Below are 16,750 nucleotides of genomic sequence, written 5' to 3' on the forward strand. Positions count from 1 at the left end.
ACGGTAGGGTCTGCTAGTTGTCCCGCCGAATCCGTGACCACCCGAATAGGAGACGCGCCAGATGGATGCCGGAGAAATCGCAGGCCTGATCGCGGCGGGCGCCTTCCTCATGCTCGTGCTGGTGCTCGCCGTGCCGATCCTCAAGCTGGGCCGCACGGTGGACGCCACCACGAACGCGATCAACGACCTGGTCGACCGGACCGGTCCGCTGCTCAGCAATGTGAATGTCACGGTCGAGAACGTGAACACCGCGCTGGGTCAGGTTCAGGTCTCTTTGGACGGCGTCAACGTGCAGCTCGCGAAGGTCGACACGATGACCGAGCACGCCCAGAACATCACGGCCAATGTCGCGAACCTGGTCACCGTGGTGTCGGCCGCCGCGGCCAACCCGCTGGTCAAGGTCGCCTCTTTCGGGTACGGCCTGCGCAAGGCGACGGCCGCCCGCCGGCATGCCGAGGACGAGCGCGAGGTTCGCGCCGCCGTGAAGCAGCGCCGCAAGGCCGCCCGCTGACCTTCGATCGAGAGGTATTGCCGTCATGAAGCGCCTGCTGTGGCTCGGCGTCGGCTTGGCCGTCGGCGCCCTCGTCGTCCGCAAGCTGAACCAGAAGGCCAACGAATTCACCCCGACGGGGATCGCGACGTCGTTGTCGGAATCCGCTGGCGGCCTCGTCGAGTCGCTGCGTAGCTTCGTGGATGACGTCCGCGAGGGGATGGCCGAGCGGGAGAACCAGATCCACGAGGCGTTCGCCGCGGGGGAGCTGTACGAGGACAAGTTCGCCGAGCTGCGTGACGACGCGTGGCCCGGCTCGCAGGAAGAGGGAAGTCGATGAGAACGGCGGAAGTCAAGCGGCGCTTTCTGGCGCATTTCGAGGCGAACGGGCACACGGTGGTCCCGAGTGCCCCGCTGCCGGCTATCGACGACCCGAACCTGCTGTTCATCAACGCCGGCATGGTGCAGTTCGTCCCGTTCTTCCTGGGGCAGCGGACCCCGCCGTACCAGCGTGCCGCGTCCGTGCAGAAGTGCATCCGGACGCCGGACATCGACGAGGTCGGCAAGACCAGCCGGCACGGCACGTTCTTCCAGATGAACGGCAACTTCTCGTTCGGCGACTACTTCAAGGCGGGCGCCATCCCGCTGGCGTGGGAGCTGTCCACGAAGCCGGTCGAGCAGGGTGGTTTCGGTCTGGACCCGGAGAAGATCTGGGCGACCGTCTACCTGGACGACGACGAGGCCATCGAGATCTGGAAGCAGACCGGTCTGCCGGCGGAGCGGATCGTGCGCCGCGGCAAGAAGGACAACTTCTGGTCGATGGGCATCCCCGGCCCGGCGGGCCCGTGTTCTGAGCTGTATTACGACCGTGGTCCGGCGTACGGCTCCGAGGGCGGCCCGGAGGTCGACGAGGACCGGTACCTGGAGTTCTGGAACCTGGTCTTCATGCAGCACGAGATCACCGACGTGAAGTCGAAGGAGGACTTCACGATCGTCGGTGACCTGCCGAAGCAGAACATCGACACCGGCATGGGCCTGGAGCGCATCGCGTCGATCCTGCAGGGCGTCGACAACCTGTACGAGATCGACGAGGTCCGGCCGATCCTGGCGAAGGCCGCGGAGATGACCGGCAGGGAGTACGGCAAGCGTTCCGGTCACGCGGCGTCCGAGAGTCACCCGGACGACGTGCGCCTGCGGGTGATCGCGGACCACGTGCGGACCGCCCTGATGCTGATCGGTGACGGCGTCACGCCGACGAACGAGGGCCGCGGCTACGTGCTGCGCCGGATCATGCGCCGGGCGATCCGGTCGATCCGCCTGCTCGGCTGGCAGGAGCGGGCGCTGCCGATCCTGCTGCCGATCGCGCGGGACTGCATGTCCCCGTCGTACCCGGAGCTGGCGACCGACTTCGAGCGGATCTCGACGTACGCGTACGCGGAGGAGGACCAGTTCCTCTCCACGCTGAAGTCCGGCACCACGATCCTGGACCTCGCGATCACCGACGCCAAGACGCAGGGCAGGGCCAAGCTCGACGGTGGCAAGGCGTTCCAGCTGCACGACACGTACGGCTTCCCGATCGACCTGACCCTGGAGATCGCCCAGGAGCAGGGCCTCCAGGTGGATCAGGAGGGTTTCCGCCGGCTGATGGCGGACCAGCGGGCCCGGGCGAAGGCGGACGCGGCGGCGCGCAAGACCGGCCACGCGGACCTGTCGTCGTACCGGTCGGCTCTGGACGCGGGCGGCCCGGTCGAGTTCACCGGCTACCAGGAGATCTCCCGCGAGTCGCGGGTGCGGGCGCTGATCGGCGAGAAGGGCCGGCTCGAGGTGGCCGGTGAGGGTGACTTCGTCGAGCTGGTGCTGGACACTACCCCGTTCTACGCGGAGGGCGGCGGCCAGCAGGCGGACACCGGTGTGATCAACGTCGGCGGCGGCCGGCTGGAGATCGTCGACGTGCAGCAGCCGATGCCGGGCCTGATCGTGCACAAGGCGCGGGTGGTCCGGGGTGAGGTGCGCGCCGGTGAGACGGCGCTCGCCGAGATCGACGTGACCCGCCGCAAGGCGATCTCCCGGTCGCACACGGCGACGCACCTGGTGCACCAGACGATGCGCAACTTCCTGGGCGAGTCGGCGACGCAGGCGGGTTCGCTGAACGCGCCGGGCCGGCTGCGGTTCGACTTCCACACGCCGGGTGCGGTCAACCCGTCGGTGCTGTTCGACGTCGAGCAGCAGATCAACGAGGTGCTGCTGCGTGACCTGGAGGTCAACGCGTTCGTCACCTCGCAGGAGGAGGCGCGCCGGCTGGGTGCGATGGCACTGTTCGGCGAGAAGTACGGCGACGAGGTCCGGGTCGTCGAGGTCGGTGACTACGCCCGTGAGCTGTGCGGTGGCACGCACGTCGCCCGTTCCGGCCAGCTCGGCCTGGTGAAGATCCTGAACGAGTCGTCGATCGGCTCCGGGGTGCGGCGTGTGGAGGCCCTGGTGGGTCTGGACGCGTTCAGCTTCCTGGCCAAGGAGCATCTGCTGGTGTCTCGCCTGGCCGATCTGTTCCGGGTTCCCGGTGAGCAGGTCGCCGACCGGGTCGAGCAGACCGTGACGGCGCTGCGCGACGCGGAGAAGGAGCTGGAGAAGCTGCGGGCGCAGATGGTTCTGGGCGGGGCGGCGGCGCTCGCCGCGCAGGCCGGGGACGTGCGCGGGGTGGCCTACGTCGGCACCGAGGCGCCGGAGGGCGCGGCCGGCAACGACGTGCGCACGCTGGCGCAGGAGATCCGCGGCAGGATCGATGCGGCGCGTCCGGCGGTGGTCGCGGTGACCGCGCGGGCGAACGGCAAGGCGTCCCTGATCGTGGCGATCAACGGCGCGGCGAAGAGCCGTGGCCTGTCGGCGCAGGATCTGGTGAAGGCGGCGCTGTCCGGCCGGGGTGGCGGCAACGCCGATCTGGCGCAGGGCGGCGGCGTGCCGGCGGAGGAGGCCCCGCGCCTGCTCGCCGCGATCGAGCGGGCGGTCGCCGACAAGGCCTGACAGCGGTTCGTGAGGACGCCCCGGACGGATGTCCGGGGCGTTTTCGATTGGTGGCGGTTGCGCTGGGTAATCGTCTCCTGATGTTGGGTGCTCCGTTTCTTACCGGGCCTTTAGGCCTTGCAAAGGGCGGCGGCAGATCGGCCAGCGGTGCGGCTAAGCTTCGGGGCGCGATCGGATCAGTGGCATCGAAGCGAGCGAAAGCCCGGGCCGCTACTCTTCGCATCGGATCTTGATCGGGGACAGGAGACGCGTGTTGTTGTTGTGCAGGGTGGGAGCGTGACTCAGCGCTTCGCTCGGGGCGTCCGCCTGGGTGTGGACGTGGGCCAGGTGCGTGTCGGGGTGGCCAGGTGCGACCCCGACGGAATCCTGGCGAGCCCGGTGGTGACCGTGCCGCGGGACCGGGAGACCGGTGACGACGGCACGCCGATGGACATGACGGAGCTGGCGCGGCTGACCGCCGAGTTCGAGGCGATCGAGGTCGTCGTCGGGCTTCCGGTGGCGCTCAACGGGCGCGAGGGTGTGGCGGCCGGCCACGTCCGGGCGTATGCGGAGCGGCTCGGCACGGTGCTGGCGCCGGTTCCGGTCGTGCTGACCGACGAGCGCATGTCCACGGTCGTCGCCAGCCGCCGGCTCTCCGAGCGGGGTGTCAAGGGCAAACGCCAGCGTGCGGTCGTGGATCAGGCGGCCGCCGTGGAGATCCTGCAGAGCTGGCTCAACGCGCAGCGGAGGCAGACTTAATTGATCGGCGAGATGGAAGAACTCAGATACGAGGACAACCCGGATCCCGGGCGGTGGAGACATCGCAAGAAGGAGAAGGGTGGCCGCTCGGTCGTCACGTTCGTGCTGGTCCTGCTGCTGTTCGGCGTGCTGGGTGGCGGAGCCTGGTATGGCTACGACAGGGTGTCCGGCTTCTTCACCGCGGCCGACTACGACGGCCCCGGCACCGGTGAGGTGATCGTCGAGGTCAAGAAGGGCGAATTCGCCTCCGACATCGGCGAGACCCTGTTCAAGGCAGGCGTCGTCAAAAGCGCGAAGGCTTTCGTCGCAGCCGCCAAGGACAATCCCGACAGTACCGGCATACAGGTAGGATCGTACAAGCTTCGCAAGCAAATGAAGGCCAGCGACGCGGTGCTGATGCTCCTGGACCGGAAGAATCTGGCCGTGGACGGGTTCACCATCCCGGAGGGCTGGACCCACATGCAGGTCTTCGAGGCGCTCTCCAAGGAGACCGGCATCCCGGTCGCCGAGTTCGACAAGGCGGCCGAGAACCCGCAGGCCCTGGGCGTGCCGGCGCTGTGGTTCAAGCGCACCGACGGCAAGAAGGTCGACAAGAAGAACATCGAGGGCTTCCTGTACCCGGCGACCTACGAGCTGCCGGAGAAGGCCACCGCGACCGACATCCTCAAGCTGATCATCAAGAACTTCAACACCGAGATGACCAAGCTGAAGTTCGCCGAGACGGTGCAGAGCAAGCTCAACATCTCACCGTACGAGGCTCTCGTCGCCGCCTCGATCGCCCAGGTGGAGGCGCTTCTCGACGAGGACATGGGACCGGTGGCCCGGGTGCTCTACAACCGCGCCTACACCGGCGACTTCCCGTGCAGCTGCCTGCAGCTGGACAGCACCGTCAACTACTGGCTGCGGCTGACCGGCAAGGGCGCGAAGTCCTCCGACCAGCTGCGCCTCGACGAGATGCACAACCCGGACAACCCGTACCGGTACAACGTCAAGGGCATGGCGATCGGCCCGATCAGCAACCCGGGCGAGGTGGCGCTCAAGGGCGCCATGAACCCGCCGAAGAGCAATTACTTCTTCTTCGTGACGATCGACGACAAAGGCACGACGGCCTACGGCGTGACCAACGACGATCACGAGAGGAACAAGAAGATCGCCTGTAAGAACGGTATTCCGATCTGCGGGTGACCTCCCGAGGGCTCGTCGCGTGGCCGGGTGGAGTTTCTCCTCCCGGCCACGCGCGTTAGGTAGGACGCCGTGTCACCGCCTGGTCGACGGACAGTGGCCGGGGTGGGCGGCGGACCATTGATGTGGGTATGGTGCGCCAAGTGCTCGCGGAGCCGGCCGGACGGGCAGCGGAGGCAGACGACATGATCGACGAATTGGATGTGGCGTTCGAAGAGGATGCCGAAGGCGGCGGTTCCCGGCGTGGTCACCGGGCCCGCAAGGGCCGTGGCCGCTCCGCGGTCGCCCTGGTCCTCACCCTTCTGCTCTTCTCCGTGCTGGGTGGTGGCGTCTACCTCGGCTACACCAAGGTCGCCGGGTTCTTCGTGGCCGCGGACTACGACGGCGCGGGCAGCGACCCGGTCGAGGTCACGATCCTCAAGAACTCGTCGCTCACCGAGATCGGCAACCTCCTCGTCAAAGCCGATGTGGTGAAGAGCACCAAGGCGTTCCTGGACGCCGCCGACGCCGAGCCCCGCAGCGAGAACATCCAGGCCGGGACGTATGTGCTGCGCAAGCAGATGTCCGCCGCTCAGGCGGTGACCCAGCTGCTCGACCCGAACACCCGGCTCAGCAAGGGCGTCACCATCCCCGAGGGCAAGACCGCCAAACAGACGTATGAGCTGCTCGCCAAGGGCACCGGCATCCCGGCCAAGGACTTCGCGGAGGCGGCGAAGAATCCGGAGGCGCTCGGCGTGCCGGACTGGTGGTTCAAACGGACCGACGGCAAGCCGGTGTCCAAGACGGCCGAGGGGTTCCTCTTCCCGGACACCTACGAGTTCGACCCGAAGGCCACCGCCCCGCAGATCCTCAAGACGATGGTCGAGCGTTTCCTCACCGTCACCGGCGAGATCGGGTTCGCCGACGGGGTGCAGAAGAACCTGGCCGTCTCGCCGTACGAGGCTCTCATCGTGGCGTCGCTGGCGCAGGCCGAGGCGGGTAACGCCGACGACCTGGCCAAGGTGGCCCGGGTCGCCTACAACCGGGCGTACAAGAAGAAGATGCCGTTGCAGTTCGACGTCACCACCAACTACTGGCTCGAACTGAACGGCAAGAAGGCGAAGCACTCGGGACAGCTCACCGAGGCCGAGATGAACGACCCGAAGAACCCGTACAACTCGGAGACCGTGGTGGGCCTGCCGATCGGGCCGATCAACAGTCCCGGCAAGGCCGCCCTGAACGGGGCGCTCAAGCCACCGGTGGCGCCCTGGCTGTTCTTCGTGGCGATCGACAAGGCCGGGCACTCGGCGTTCGCCGCCACCGACCCGGAGCACGAGAAGAACAAGAGGAAGGCCTGCGACAACGGGATCAAGCTGCCCGACTGCTGAGGATCCCTCGGGTGTCCTCCGCGCGTCTGCCGTACCGGTGCTCCGGCCTGCCCGGATCCCGCGCTCCGACGGGTACCGCGGACACGTGAGCCACCCCGCCCCGAGGTGGGTGGGGGTGGCACACCCGTCGCCGTAGAGTGAGCCCGTGCAGAAGCCCGAGGAGATCCCTGCCGCGCGGAAGGCCGCGGTGTGCGGCAAGCCGATCGCGCATTCGCTCTCGCCCTTCATCCACACCGCCGGTTTCGCCGCCACCGGACTGCTCGACTGGACCTACACGGCGATCGAGTGCGCCGAGTCCGAGCTGCCCGATCTCGTCGCCGGCCTCGGCCCCGAATGGGCCGGTCTGTCGCTGACCATGCCGCTCAAGGAGACCGCGCTGCGGCTGGCGTCGTCCGCCTCGCCGCTGGCGATCGCGGTCGGCTGCGCCAACACCCTGATCCGCCGGCCGGACGGGACGTGGCACGCGGACAACACCGACGTCATCGGCATGGTCCAGGTGCTGCGGGAGGCGGGTCTCGGCGCTGGCACCGGCCGGCACGCCGCCAAGGTGGACCCGCCCCGGATCACCGTGCTCGGTGGCGGGGGCACCGCCCGGGCCGCTCTCGGCGCCGCCGCCCAACTGGGCGCCGAGACGGTGACCCTGGTCACCCGCCGTCCCGAGGCCCGCGCGGAGCTGGACCCGGTCGCCGTCGCGCTGGGGATCACGCTCGAGGGCGTGTCCTGGGACGACGCGGCCGGCACGTTCGACGCGGACGCGGTCGTCGCGACCGTCCCGAAGGGCGCCGCCGACCCGCTCGCCGGACGGGTGGGCTGGCGTCCCGGCAGCGTCTTCTTCGACGCTCTCTACGACCCGTGGCCGACGCCGCTGGCGGCCGACGCCGCCGCGCACGAGGTGCCGGTCTTCTCCGGCCTGGACCTGCTGCTGGCCCAGGCCCTCAGCCAGTTCGAACAGTTCACCGGCCTGCCGGAGGCGCCCGAGCAGGCCATGCGCAAGGCCCTCGGCGAGGCGGTCCAGAACCGCGGCTGAAGACCCACGAGATCCGGTACGGGCGGTAAGCGCCCCCACCCCGGAAGGTGTCCGCAGGGCGGGACATGGGCGGCCTGTCGCCGCCCGTGTGCGGTGTCGTGCCAGACTGTTGCCGTGTTGCGCTGGCTTACCGCAGGTGAATCGCACGGACCGGCGCTCGTCGCGCTGCTCGAGGGTGTCCCCGCCGGGATCGAGGTGACGAGCGCGGACATCACCCGTGACCTCGTGCGCCGTCGCCTGGGCTATGGGCGCGGCGCCCGGATGAAGTTCGAGCAGGACGAGCTCGAGCTCATCGGCGGCATCCGGCACGGGGTGACCCAGGGTTCGCCGGTGGCCATCCGTGTGGGTAACACCGAGTGGCCCAAGTGGCAGACGGTCATGGCGGCCGACCCGGTCGACGCCGACGAGCTGGCCGCGCAGGCCCGCAACGCGCCGCTCACCCGTCCGCGTCCCGGTCACGCCGACCTGGCCGGTATGCAGAAGTACGGGCACAGCGACGCCCGCCCGATCCTGGAGCGCGCCAGCGCCCGGGAGACCGCGGCCCGCGTCGCGGTCGGCGTGATCGCCAAGAAGCTGATCAAGCAGGCGCTCGGCATCGACATCGTGTCGCACGTCATCGAGCTCGGCTCGGTGGCCGCCAAACCCGGCGTGATCCCCACTCCGGACGACTTCGACCGGATCGACGAGGACCCGCTGCGCTGCCTCGACCCGGAGGCCAGCGCCCGCATGGTGGCGGAGGTCGACGCCGCCAAGCAGGACGCGGACACTCTCGGTGGCATCGTCGAGGTGCTGGCCTACAACGTCCCGCCGGGTCTCGGCTCGCACGTGCAGTGGGACCGCAAGCTCGACGCCCGCCTCGCCGCCGCCCTCATGTCCATTCAGTCGGTGAAGGGCGTGGAGATCGGCGACGGCTTCACCCAGGCCCGTTCACGCGGCTCGGTGGCGCACGACGAGATCGTTCCGACGCCGGAGGGTGTGAAGCGGGTCACCGACCGGGCCGGCGGCCTGGAGGGCGGCATCACCAACGGCGAGCCGCTGCGGGTCCGTGCCGCGCTCAAGCCGATCTCCTCGCTGAACCGGGCGCTGCAGACGATCGACATCACCACCGGCGAGCCGGCGACCGCCATCAACCAGCGATCCGACGTCTGTGCGGTCCCGGCCGGCGCGGTCGTCGCCGAGGCGATGGTCGCCCTGGTGCTGGCCGAGGCCGCGACGGAGAAGTTCGGCGGCGACTCGGTCGCCGAGATCCGCCGCAATCTCGCGTCCTACCTCGAGAACCTGATCATCCACTGACGGCCCCGGCCGCGGTGCGCGCCGGCACCGACGGCCGCGACAGGCCCAGCGCCCACGCCGACGATCGCAAGCGGGGCCGGCGCAGATGCCGTTCCAGCCGTGCCGAGGATGTGCACGGCAGGGTTCTGAGCATGGCGTGCGACAGGTCGCCGGTGGTGACCGGGATGGCGTCCGAGGAGTGGAACCGGCGTGGCGGGGTCATGGGCGGGCGGCCCGGCACGGATAGGGTGACGGCCGTGGTGACGCGGATTCCGGTGGCGGGTGACCGTCCATATGACGTGGTCGTGGGCCGAGGGCTGGCGGGCGAGCTGCCCGCGATGATCGAGGGCGCGGCCCGGGTGGCGGTGCTGCACCCGCCGACGCTGCGCGAGCGTGCCGAGGCCGTCGCCCAGGCGGCCGGCGTCGCGACGGTCGTGCCCATCGAGGTGCCGGACGCCGAGCGCGGCAAGTCGATCGAGGTCGCCGCCCGGTGCTGGGACGAGCTCGGGGCCGCGGGCTTCACCCGTACGGATGTGGTCGTCGGTGTCGGTGGGGGAGCGACCACCGACCTGGCCGGATATGTCGCGGCGGCCTGGTTGCGCGGTGTTCGCTGGGTGCCGGTGTCGACGTCGGTGGCCGGCATGGTCGACGCCGCCGTGGGCGGCAAGACGGCGGTGAACATCGCGGCCGGCAAGAACCTGGTCGGCGCCTTCCACCCGCCCGCCGGGGTGCTCTGTGACCTGGACGCGCTGGACACGCTGCCCGCCGGGGACATCGCGGCCGGCTTGGCCGAGGTGGTGAAGGGCGGCTTCATCGCCGACCCGCGGATCCTGGAGCTGATCGAGGCGGATCCGGCCGCCGCTCTGGACCCGCGCGGCGACGTGCTCCCTGAGCTGGTCGAGCGCAAGGTCAGGGTGAAGGCGGAGGTGGTGGGCGTGGACCTCAGGGAGTCCGGGCTCCGGGAGATCCTCAACTACGGGCACACGCTGGGTCACGCGATCGAGCGGCGCGAGAAGTACACGTGGAGGCACGGCGACGCGATCTCGGTGGGCCTGGTCTTCGCGGCCGAGCTGGGCCGGCTGACCGGGCGGCTGGACGACGCGACGGCGGACCGGCACCGGGCGGTGCTGGAGAGTCTGGGCCTGCCCACGGCGTACCCCGGGGAGGCCTGGCCGGAGTTGTTGCCGGCGATGCGCGTCGACAAGAAGGCGCGGGCCGCGACCTTGCGTTTCGTGGTCCTGGACGGTCTGGCGAAGCCGGGCATCCTGGCCGGGCCGGACGAGGAGCTGCTGGAGCGGGCCTACGCGGCGGTGGCCCGATGATCTACGTGCTGAACGGGCCGAACCTGGGCCGGCTGGGCCTGCGGGAGCCGGGCGTCTACGGTTCGGCCACCTACAAGGACCTGGTCGAGATGTGCCAGACGGTCGCCGACGATCTGGGCCTGAGCATCGAGGTGCGGCAGACCAACGCCGAGCACGAGATGCTGGAGTGGCTCTACCAGGCCGCCGACGAGGGTGCCGACGTGGTGCTCAACCCCGGTGCCTGGACGCACTACAACTACGCGGTCCGCGACGCCTGCGCGATGTTGCGCGGCAAGCTGGTCGAGGTGCACATCTCCAACATCCACAAGCGCGAGGAGTTCCGGCACCATTCGGTGATCTCGGCCGTGGCGACCGGGGTGATCGCGGGTCTCGGGTTCGACGGATATCGGCTTGCTCTGGAGCACATCGCACGATAGGCCCGATTCGCTCCCGGCGGGTTCGCGCCGGTAGAGTGGTTCGGTCACCGATACAAACCAAGATCAACGCTCTGAAAATACAAAGGCAGGACATGGCTTCCACCAACGACCTGAAGAACGGTTTGGTTCTCAATCTCGACGGGGAGCTGTGGTCCGTCGTTGAGTTCCAGCACGTCAAGCCGGGCAAGGGCCCCGCGTTCGTGCGCACCACGCTCAAGCACGTGCTGTCCGGCAAGGTCGTCGACAAGACCTTCAACGCCGGCACCAAGGTCGAGACCGCGACCGTGGACAAGCGCACCATGCAGTACCTGTACCAGGACGGCGAGGACTTCGTCTTCATGGATCTGGACACCTACGACCAGATTCACGTGCCCGGCGGCACGGTCGGTGAGAATTCGAACTACCTGCTTCCCGAGGCCGAGGCCACCGTGGCCCTGCACGAGGGCGTGCCGCTCTACATCGAGCTGCCGACCAGCGTGTTCCTCGAGGTCACCTACACCGAGCCGGGCCTGCAGGGCGACCGTTCCACCGGCGGCACCAAGCCGGCCACCGTCGAGACCGGCGCGACCGTCCAGGTTCCGCTCTTCATCACCACCGGTGAGAAGATCAAGGTCGACACCCGCGACGGCCGCTACCTCGGCCGCAGCTGATGGCGGAAGGTCCCAAGAAGGAACGGCTCGCGCGTCGCAAGGCCCGCAAGCGAGCGCTGGACGTCCTTTTCGAGGCCGACCTGCGTGACCTGCCGCCGGGCCAGGTGCTGCTCACCTACCTGGACCGGATCGCCAAGCCGCACCCCGAGCACCTGGAGTACTCGAAGACCCTCATCGAGGGTGTGGCCAAGCATCTCGACCGGATCGACGAGCTGATCGCCAGCTACGCCGAGGGGTGGACCATCGACCGGATGCCGGCGGTGGATCGCAACCTCGCCCGGATCGCGGTCTACGAGCTGCTCTTCGAGCCGGACGTGGACGACCCGGTGGCGATCACCGAGGCGGTCGAGCTGGCCAAGGAGATGTCGACCGACGACAGCCCCCGGTTCCTCAACGGGCTGCTGGACCGGATCGCGGCTTTCGCCACCCGCTGAGATCGTGGGACGGCCCGGATCAAATGGTCCGGGCCGTTTCTTCATGTTCAGGGGTACGGGCGACGGGCTCCCCGGGTTCAGAAGACGCAAAAGCCCGCGCCGGGCGGCGCGGGCTTCACGGGGGGCACTACTGGGTGTTGCTGATCTGGTTCAGTTCAGCTGGCGAAGAAGGCACGCGGGTCGGCGACCAGGACACCCTGCTCGGTCAGGCGCTCGATGAGGCCGGACGGCGAGATGTCGTAGACGATGGCGAGCGCGCGCAGGTCGTCGGCGCGGATGGAGAGAACGCGGCCGTTGTAGTCGCCGCGCTGCTGCTGGATCGCTCGGGCGTATCGCGCCACGTAGGCGAGGTCTTCGCCGGTGGTGTCATACAGCTTCTCGAGGTCCAGGACGATCTTGTTGGTCGCCTCCAGACGGATGCCACTGCCGTCGGGCAGCAGCTCGGAGACGGGAACACGGTAGAAGTCGGCGAGTTCGGCAAGGCGCGACACGGTGACCGCGCGATCGCCACGCTCGTACGAGCCCACGACGACCGCCTTCCAGCGGCCGTTGGACTTCTCTTCGACACCCTGCAGGGACAGGCCCTGCTGCTGGCGGATGGAGCGCAGACGAGCGCCCAGCGACTTCGCGTACTCAGACGGCATTTGGACACTCCCGGTACTGTGCTGGCCCGGAGGGTTCTTTCCTCACGGATCGCTACGCTGCGTGACGGTACGGAGTTTGCGACCGCCGGTCAAGTGCTGGTTACCGATGAGTCGCGCGGGCCGCACCAAAGTTACCGGCTGTATCCCAAGACGGCGGGATTTGTCCGATCCGCTCCAGTCAGGCACGTCACCATGGTCAACGCTGCGTCCACTGGTAACGTAGCGTCAGCCATCAGGTCCCGGTCTCCCGGGGCCTGACCGACATCCTTTAACGACCCGTCCCGTGAGGCGGGGAAGGAGGTCCGCCGTGGCGCAGCCACGCGCAGACGCGCCTAGCAAGATCATCTTGGCGGGGTCCGACCTGCACCGGGTCGTCGACCGCATCGCCCATCAGATCCTCGAGAAGACCTCCGGCGCCACCGGCACCGTGCTGCTCGGCATTCCCACCCGGGGTGTTCCGCTGGCGCACCGGCTCGCCGCCCGGATTCACGCCTTCGAGGGCGTCGAGATCCCGGCCGGATCCCTCGACATCACGCTCTATCGCGACGATCTGCGCCGCAACGCCACCCGCGCGCTCGGCAAGACCGAGCTGCCCGCCGGTGGCATCGACGGTCTGCGGGTCATCCTGGTCGACGACGTGCTCTTCTCCGGCCGCTCGGTGCGCGCCGCCCTGGACGCGCTCAAGGACCTCGGCCGGCCCAGCTCGGTGCAGCTCGCGGTGCTGGTCGACCGCGGCCACCGCCAGCTGCCGATCCGCGCCGACTACGTGGGCAAGAACATCCCGACCGCGCTCAGCGAGAGCGTCAAGGTGACGCTCACCGAGATCGACGGCGCCGACGAGGTCAAACTGATCGGGGGCCTCACGTGATCAAGCATCTGCGCTCGGCCGCCGACCTGGACGCCCCCACCGCCACCCTCATCCTGGACACCGCGGCCGAGATGGCGGCGCTGTCCGGGCGCGAGGTGAAGAAGCTGCCGGCGCTGCGCGGCCGCACCGTGGTGAACCTCTTCTACGAGGACTCCACCCGGACCCGGATCTCCTTCGAGGCGGCCGCCAAGCGGCTCTCCGCCGACGTCATCAACTTCTCCGCCAAGGGCTCCAGCGTGTCCAAGGGCGAAAGCCTCAAGGACACCGCGCTCACCCTCCAGGCGATGGGCGCGGACGCCGTGGTCATCCGCCACTCGGCCAGCGGCGCCCCGCACCGGCTGGCCAACTGGGTGGAGGGCTCGGTCGTCAACGCCGGCGACGGCACCCACGAGCATCCCACCCAGGCGCTGCTCGACGCGTACACGATGCGTTCCCGCCTGGGCCGGCTCGACGGCCTCAAGGTCGCCATCGTGGGTGACGTGCTGCACAGCCGGGTGGCCCGCTCCAACGTCCTGCTGCTCACCACCCTGGGCGCGGACGTCACCCTGGTCGGCCCGCCGACCCTGATCCCGATCGACGTCACGGCGGCGCTCTCCGCGAAGACCCGGGTCTCCTACGACCTGGACGCGGTGCTGCCCGACAGCGACGTGGTGATGATGCTGCGGGTGCAGACCGAGCGGATGCAGGACTCGTACTTCCCCTCCGCGCGGGAGTACAGCCGCCGTTACGGGCTCGACATGCCGCGGATGAGGAAGCTGCCCGAGCACGCCATCGTCATGCACCCCGGGCCGATGAACCGGGGCATGGAGATCGCGCCCGAGGTGGCCGACTCACCCCGTTCCACGATCGTCGAACAGGTCGCCAACGGCGTCAGCGTCCGGATGGCCGTCCTCTACCTGCTGCTGGGAGGCAAGTGATGGCGTACCTGCTCAAGGGCGTCTCGATCCTCGGCGCCTCGCCGACGGACCTGCACATCTCCGACGGAGTGATCTCGGCCGGGCCCGCCGGTCCGGACGCCGAGGTCATCGACGCGGCCGGCCTGGTCGCGCTGCCCGGCCTGGTGGACGTGCACACCCACCTGCGAGAGCCCGGACGGGAGGACGCCGAGACCGTCGAGACCGGATCCCGCGCCGCCGCCCTCGGCGGCTACACCGCGGTCTGCGCGATGGCGAACACGTCGCCGGTCGCCGACACCGCCGGCGTGGTCGAACAGGTCTGGCGGCTGGGCCGGGAGGCCGGGCTGGTGGACGTGCAGCCGATCGGCGCCGTCACGGTCGGCCTGGCCGGCAGACAGCTGGCCGAGCTCGGCGCGATGGCCACCTCCGCGGCCGGCGTGCGGATCTTCTCCGACGACGGGTTCTGCGTCGCCGACCCCAGACTGATGCGCCGCGCCCTGGAGTACGTGAAGGCGTTCGACGGGGTCATCGCCCAGCACGCCGAGGAGCCCCGCCTCACCGAGGGCGCGCAGATGCACGAGGGCGAGGTCAGCACCCGCCTCGGGCTCACCGGCTGGCCGGCCGTCGCCGAGGAGGCGATCATCGCCCGGGACGTGCTGCTGGCCGAGCACGTCGGCTCCCGCCTGCACGTCTGCCACGTCTCCACGGCCGGTTCGGTCGAGGTGCTGCGCCAGGCCAAGGCCCGCGGCATCCGGGTCACCGCCGAGGTCACCCCGCACCACCTGCTGCTCACCGACGAGCTCGCGGCCGGCTACGACCCGGTCTACAAGGTCAACCCCCCATTGCGTACGCGCAGCGACGTCGAAGCCCTGCGCCAGGCCCTGCTGGACGGGGTGATCGACGTGGTGGCCACCGACCACGCCCCGCACGCCGTGCAGGACAAGGAGTGCGAGTGGGCGCACGCCCGCCCCGGCATGCTGGGCCTGGAGACCGCGCTGCCGATCGTGCTCAGCATCTTCGGGCCGCGGTGGGATCTCATCGCCGACCGCATGTCGATCGCGCCGGCCCGGATCGCCGGGCTGGCCGGGCACGGCGGCGACCTGACGCGGGCCGGCGCCCCGGCCAACCTGACGCTCGTCGATCCCTCGGCGCAGCGGATCGTGGATCCGGCCGGGCTGGCGAGCCGCAGCCGCAACACGCCGTACGCCGGCATGACCCTGCCCGGTCGCATCGTCGCGACCTTCCTGCGGGGCGAGGCCACGGTTCTGGACGGAAAGGCAGTCAAGTGACCAAGGCGATCCTCGTCCTGGAGGACGGGCGCACGTTCCACGGCACGGCGTACGGCGCCGTGGGGGAGACGTTCGGCGAAGCGGTGTTCACCACCGGCATGACCGGCTACCAGGAGACGCTGACCGATCCGTCGTTCCACAAGCAGGTCGTGGTGCAGACCGCGCCGCAGATCGGCAACACCGGCGTCAACGGCGAGGACGACGAGTCGGACCGCATCTGGGTGGCCGGCTACGTGGTCCGCGACCCGGCCCGCCGTCCGTCGAGCTGGCGTTCCACCGGCGACCTGGGCGAACGCCTGGCCGCCGAGGGCGTCGTCGGGATCAGCGGCGTCGACACCCGGGCCCTCACCCGGCACCTGCGTGAGCGCGGCGCCATGCGGGCCGGCGTGTCCAGCGTCGACCTCGACCCGCGTTCGCTGCTGGAGCGGGTGCTGGCCGAGCCGCAGATGCTCGGCGCCGACCTCTCCGCCCAGGTCACCACCGCCGAGCGGTACACCGTCAAGCCCGACGGCGAGCACCGCTACACGGTCGCCGCCCTGGACCTGGGCATCAAGCGCAACGTCTCGCGCCGCCTGGCCGAGCGGGGCGTCACCACGCACATCTTCCCGGCCTCCTCGACCATCGAGGATCTGCTGGCGGTCGGCCCGGACGCGGTGTTCTTCTCACCCGGCCCGGGCGACCCGGCCACCGCCGACGGCCCGGTCGCGCTGGCCCGGGAGGTGATGCGCCGCCGCGTGCCGCTGTTCGGCATCTGCTTCGGCAGCCAGATCCTCGGCCGCGCGCTCGGCTTCGGCACCTACAAGCTGGGGTACGGGCACCGCGGCATCAACCAGCCGGTGCTCGACAAGACCACCGGCAAGGTCGAGGTGACCAGCCACAACCACGGGTTCGCCGTGGACGCCCCGATCGGTGAGCGCATCGGCACCGAGTTCGGCGGCGTCGAGGTCTCGCACGTCTGCCTGAACGACAACGTGGTCGAGGGCCTGCGCGGCCTGGAGGTTCCCGCCTTCACCGTCCAGTACCACCCCGAGGCCGCCGCCGGCCCGCACGACGCGGACTACCTGTTCGACCGTTTCGTGGAACTTGTGGAGCGAAAAGGCCGACTCAGCGTAGAGCTTGTGGAAAAGAAGGGCTGAG

17 protein-coding genes are annotated in these 16,750 nt (G+C 69.5%); 16 read left to right on the top strand and 1 reads right to left on the bottom strand.

Going from position 1 to position 16,750, the window contains the following annotated elements; genetic code table 11:
- The first annotated feature begins 61 nt into the window (after positions 1 to 61).
- The 12 genes from AB0I88_RS13515 (at position 62) to nusB (ending at position 11,916) form a co-directional block, all read left to right on the top strand.
- Positions 62 to 511, top strand: coding sequence for a DUF948 domain-containing protein (locus AB0I88_RS13515; RefSeq protein ID WP_361022499.1), 450 nt, complete (start codon positions 62 to 64; stop codon positions 509 to 511).
- A gap of 25 nt (positions 512 to 536) precedes the next feature.
- Positions 537 to 830 carry a hypothetical protein gene (locus tag AB0I88_RS13520; RefSeq protein ID WP_361022502.1) on the top strand — a complete coding sequence of 98 codons (294 nt, stop codon included), beginning with the start codon at positions 537 to 539 and terminating at the stop codon, positions 828 to 830.
- Positions 827 to 3,508, top strand: a complete 2,682-nt coding sequence (gene alaS, locus AB0I88_RS13525) for an alanine--tRNA ligase (protein WP_361022505.1) — start codon at positions 827 to 829, stop codon at positions 3,506 to 3,508. The genes AB0I88_RS13520 and alaS overlap by 4 nt, the downstream gene beginning before the upstream one ends.
- Positions 3,509 to 3,784: 276 nt before the next feature.
- Complete coding sequence (gene ruvX / locus AB0I88_RS13530) at positions 3,785 to 4,246, top strand: Holliday junction resolvase RuvX (RefSeq protein WP_361022508.1); 462 nt, start codon at positions 3,785 to 3,787, stop codon at positions 4,244 to 4,246.
- A 12-nt stretch (positions 4,247 to 4,258) separates the two neighbouring features.
- Positions 4,259 to 5,431 carry an endolytic transglycosylase MltG gene (gene mltG / locus AB0I88_RS13535; protein ID WP_361022511.1) on the top strand — a complete coding sequence of 391 codons (1,173 nt, stop codon included), beginning with the start codon at positions 4,259 to 4,261 and terminating at the stop codon, positions 5,429 to 5,431.
- Positions 5,432 to 5,613: 182 nt separating this feature from the next.
- Positions 5,614 to 6,795 (top strand): endolytic transglycosylase MltG, encoded by a 1,182-nt coding sequence (gene mltG, locus AB0I88_RS13540; RefSeq protein ID WP_361022514.1) that lies wholly within the window; start codon positions 5,614 to 5,616, stop codon positions 6,793 to 6,795.
- A 163-nt stretch (positions 6,796 to 6,958) separates the two neighbouring features.
- Complete coding sequence (locus AB0I88_RS13545) at positions 6,959 to 7,822, top strand: shikimate dehydrogenase (protein ID WP_361022693.1); 864 nt, start codon at positions 6,959 to 6,961, stop codon at positions 7,820 to 7,822.
- A 114-nt stretch (positions 7,823 to 7,936) separates the two neighbouring features.
- Positions 7,937 to 9,115 (top strand): chorismate synthase, encoded by a 1,179-nt coding sequence (gene aroC, locus AB0I88_RS13550; protein WP_361022517.1) that lies wholly within the window; start codon positions 7,937 to 7,939, stop codon positions 9,113 to 9,115.
- A gap of 200 nt (positions 9,116 to 9,315) precedes the next feature.
- Positions 9,316 to 10,416 (top strand): 3-dehydroquinate synthase, encoded by a 1,101-nt coding sequence (gene aroB, locus AB0I88_RS13555; RefSeq protein ID WP_361022696.1) that lies wholly within the window; start codon positions 9,316 to 9,318, stop codon positions 10,414 to 10,416.
- Positions 10,413 to 10,832 carry a type II 3-dehydroquinate dehydratase gene (gene aroQ, locus AB0I88_RS13560; RefSeq protein ID WP_361022520.1) on the top strand — a complete coding sequence of 140 codons (420 nt, stop codon included), beginning with the start codon at positions 10,413 to 10,415 and terminating at the stop codon, positions 10,830 to 10,832. Before aroB ends, aroQ begins: the two co-directional genes overlap by 4 nt.
- 92 nt (positions 10,833 to 10,924) lie before the next feature.
- The gene (gene efp, locus AB0I88_RS13565) at positions 10,925 to 11,482 is read left to right on the top strand and encodes an elongation factor P (RefSeq protein WP_361022523.1); all 558 of its coding nucleotides are present in this window, start codon (positions 10,925 to 10,927) and stop codon (positions 11,480 to 11,482) included.
- Entirely contained in the window at positions 11,482 to 11,916 is a 435-nt protein-coding gene (gene nusB, locus AB0I88_RS13570; RefSeq protein ID WP_361022526.1) for a transcription antitermination factor NusB, read from the top strand. Before efp ends, nusB begins: the two co-directional genes overlap by 1 nt.
- Positions 11,917 to 12,071: 155 nt before the next feature.
- Here nusB and AB0I88_RS13575 read toward each other — a convergent pair whose 3' ends face one another.
- Positions 12,072 to 12,560: a transcriptional regulator gene (locus AB0I88_RS13575; RefSeq protein WP_014446326.1), complete on the bottom strand. Its 489-nt coding sequence runs from the start codon at positions 12,558 to 12,560 to the stop codon at positions 12,072 to 12,074.
- A 307-nt stretch (positions 12,561 to 12,867) separates the two neighbouring features.
- On the opposite strand from AB0I88_RS13575, the gene pyrR reads away from it, so the two are divergent.
- From pyrR to carA, 4 genes are read left to right on the top strand one after another with little or no spacing between them, the layout of a single operon-like run.
- Positions 12,868 to 13,428: a bifunctional pyr operon transcriptional regulator/uracil phosphoribosyltransferase PyrR gene (gene pyrR, locus AB0I88_RS13580; RefSeq protein ID WP_361022529.1), complete on the top strand. Its 561-nt coding sequence runs from the start codon at positions 12,868 to 12,870 to the stop codon at positions 13,426 to 13,428.
- Positions 13,425 to 14,345: an aspartate carbamoyltransferase catalytic subunit gene (locus tag AB0I88_RS13585; protein WP_361022532.1), complete on the top strand. Its 921-nt coding sequence runs from the start codon at positions 13,425 to 13,427 to the stop codon at positions 14,343 to 14,345. Before pyrR ends, AB0I88_RS13585 begins: the two co-directional genes overlap by 4 nt.
- Positions 14,342 to 15,613 carry a dihydroorotase gene (locus AB0I88_RS13590; RefSeq protein ID WP_361022535.1) on the top strand — a complete coding sequence of 424 codons (1,272 nt, stop codon included), beginning with the start codon at positions 14,342 to 14,344 and terminating at the stop codon, positions 15,611 to 15,613. The genes AB0I88_RS13585 and AB0I88_RS13590 overlap by 4 nt, the downstream gene beginning before the upstream one ends.
- The gene (carA, locus tag AB0I88_RS13595; RefSeq protein WP_361022539.1) at positions 15,610 to 16,749 is read left to right on the top strand and encodes a glutamine-hydrolyzing carbamoyl-phosphate synthase small subunit; all 1,140 of its coding nucleotides are present in this window, start codon (positions 15,610 to 15,612) and stop codon (positions 16,747 to 16,749) included. The genes AB0I88_RS13590 and carA overlap by 4 nt, the downstream gene beginning before the upstream one ends.
- Position 16,750: the final 1 nt, after the last annotated feature.

It is taken from the genome of Actinoplanes sp. NPDC049802 (assembly GCF_040656595.1).
In the GTDB taxonomy this organism is placed as follows: domain Bacteria; phylum Actinomycetota; class Actinomycetes; order Mycobacteriales; family Micromonosporaceae; genus Actinoplanes.

Bases quoted from the DNA above. Each gene is read 5' to 3' on its own strand.
- efp (WP_361022523.1), top strand. From the start codon at position 10,925: ATGGCTTCCACCAACGACCTGAAGAACGGTTTGGTTCTCAATCTCGAC.
- mltG (WP_361022514.1), top strand. From the start codon at position 5,614: ATGATCGACGAATTGGATGTGGCGTTCGAAGAGGATGCCGAAGGCGGC.
- nusB (WP_361022526.1), top strand. From the start codon at position 11,482: ATGGCGGAAGGTCCCAAGAAGGAACGGCTCGCGCGTCGCAAGGCCCGC.
- aroQ (WP_361022520.1), top strand. From the start codon at position 10,413: ATGATCTACGTGCTGAACGGGCCGAACCTGGGCCGGCTGGGCCTGCGG.
- AB0I88_RS13575 (WP_014446326.1), bottom strand. From the start codon at position 12,560: ATGCCGTCTGAGTACGCGAAGTCGCTGGGCGCTCGTCTGCGCTCCATC.
- alaS (WP_361022505.1), top strand. From the start codon at position 827: ATGAGAACGGCGGAAGTCAAGCGGCGCTTTCTGGCGCATTTCGAGGCG.
- AB0I88_RS13515 (WP_361022499.1), top strand. From the start codon at position 62: ATGGATGCCGGAGAAATCGCAGGCCTGATCGCGGCGGGCGCCTTCCTC.
- mltG (WP_361022511.1), top strand. From the start codon at position 4,259: ATGGAAGAACTCAGATACGAGGACAACCCGGATCCCGGGCGGTGGAGA.
- AB0I88_RS13520 (WP_361022502.1), top strand. From the start codon at position 537: ATGAAGCGCCTGCTGTGGCTCGGCGTCGGCTTGGCCGTCGGCGCCCTC.
- aroB (WP_361022696.1), top strand. From the start codon at position 9,316: ATGGGCGGGCGGCCCGGCACGGATAGGGTGACGGCCGTGGTGACGCGG.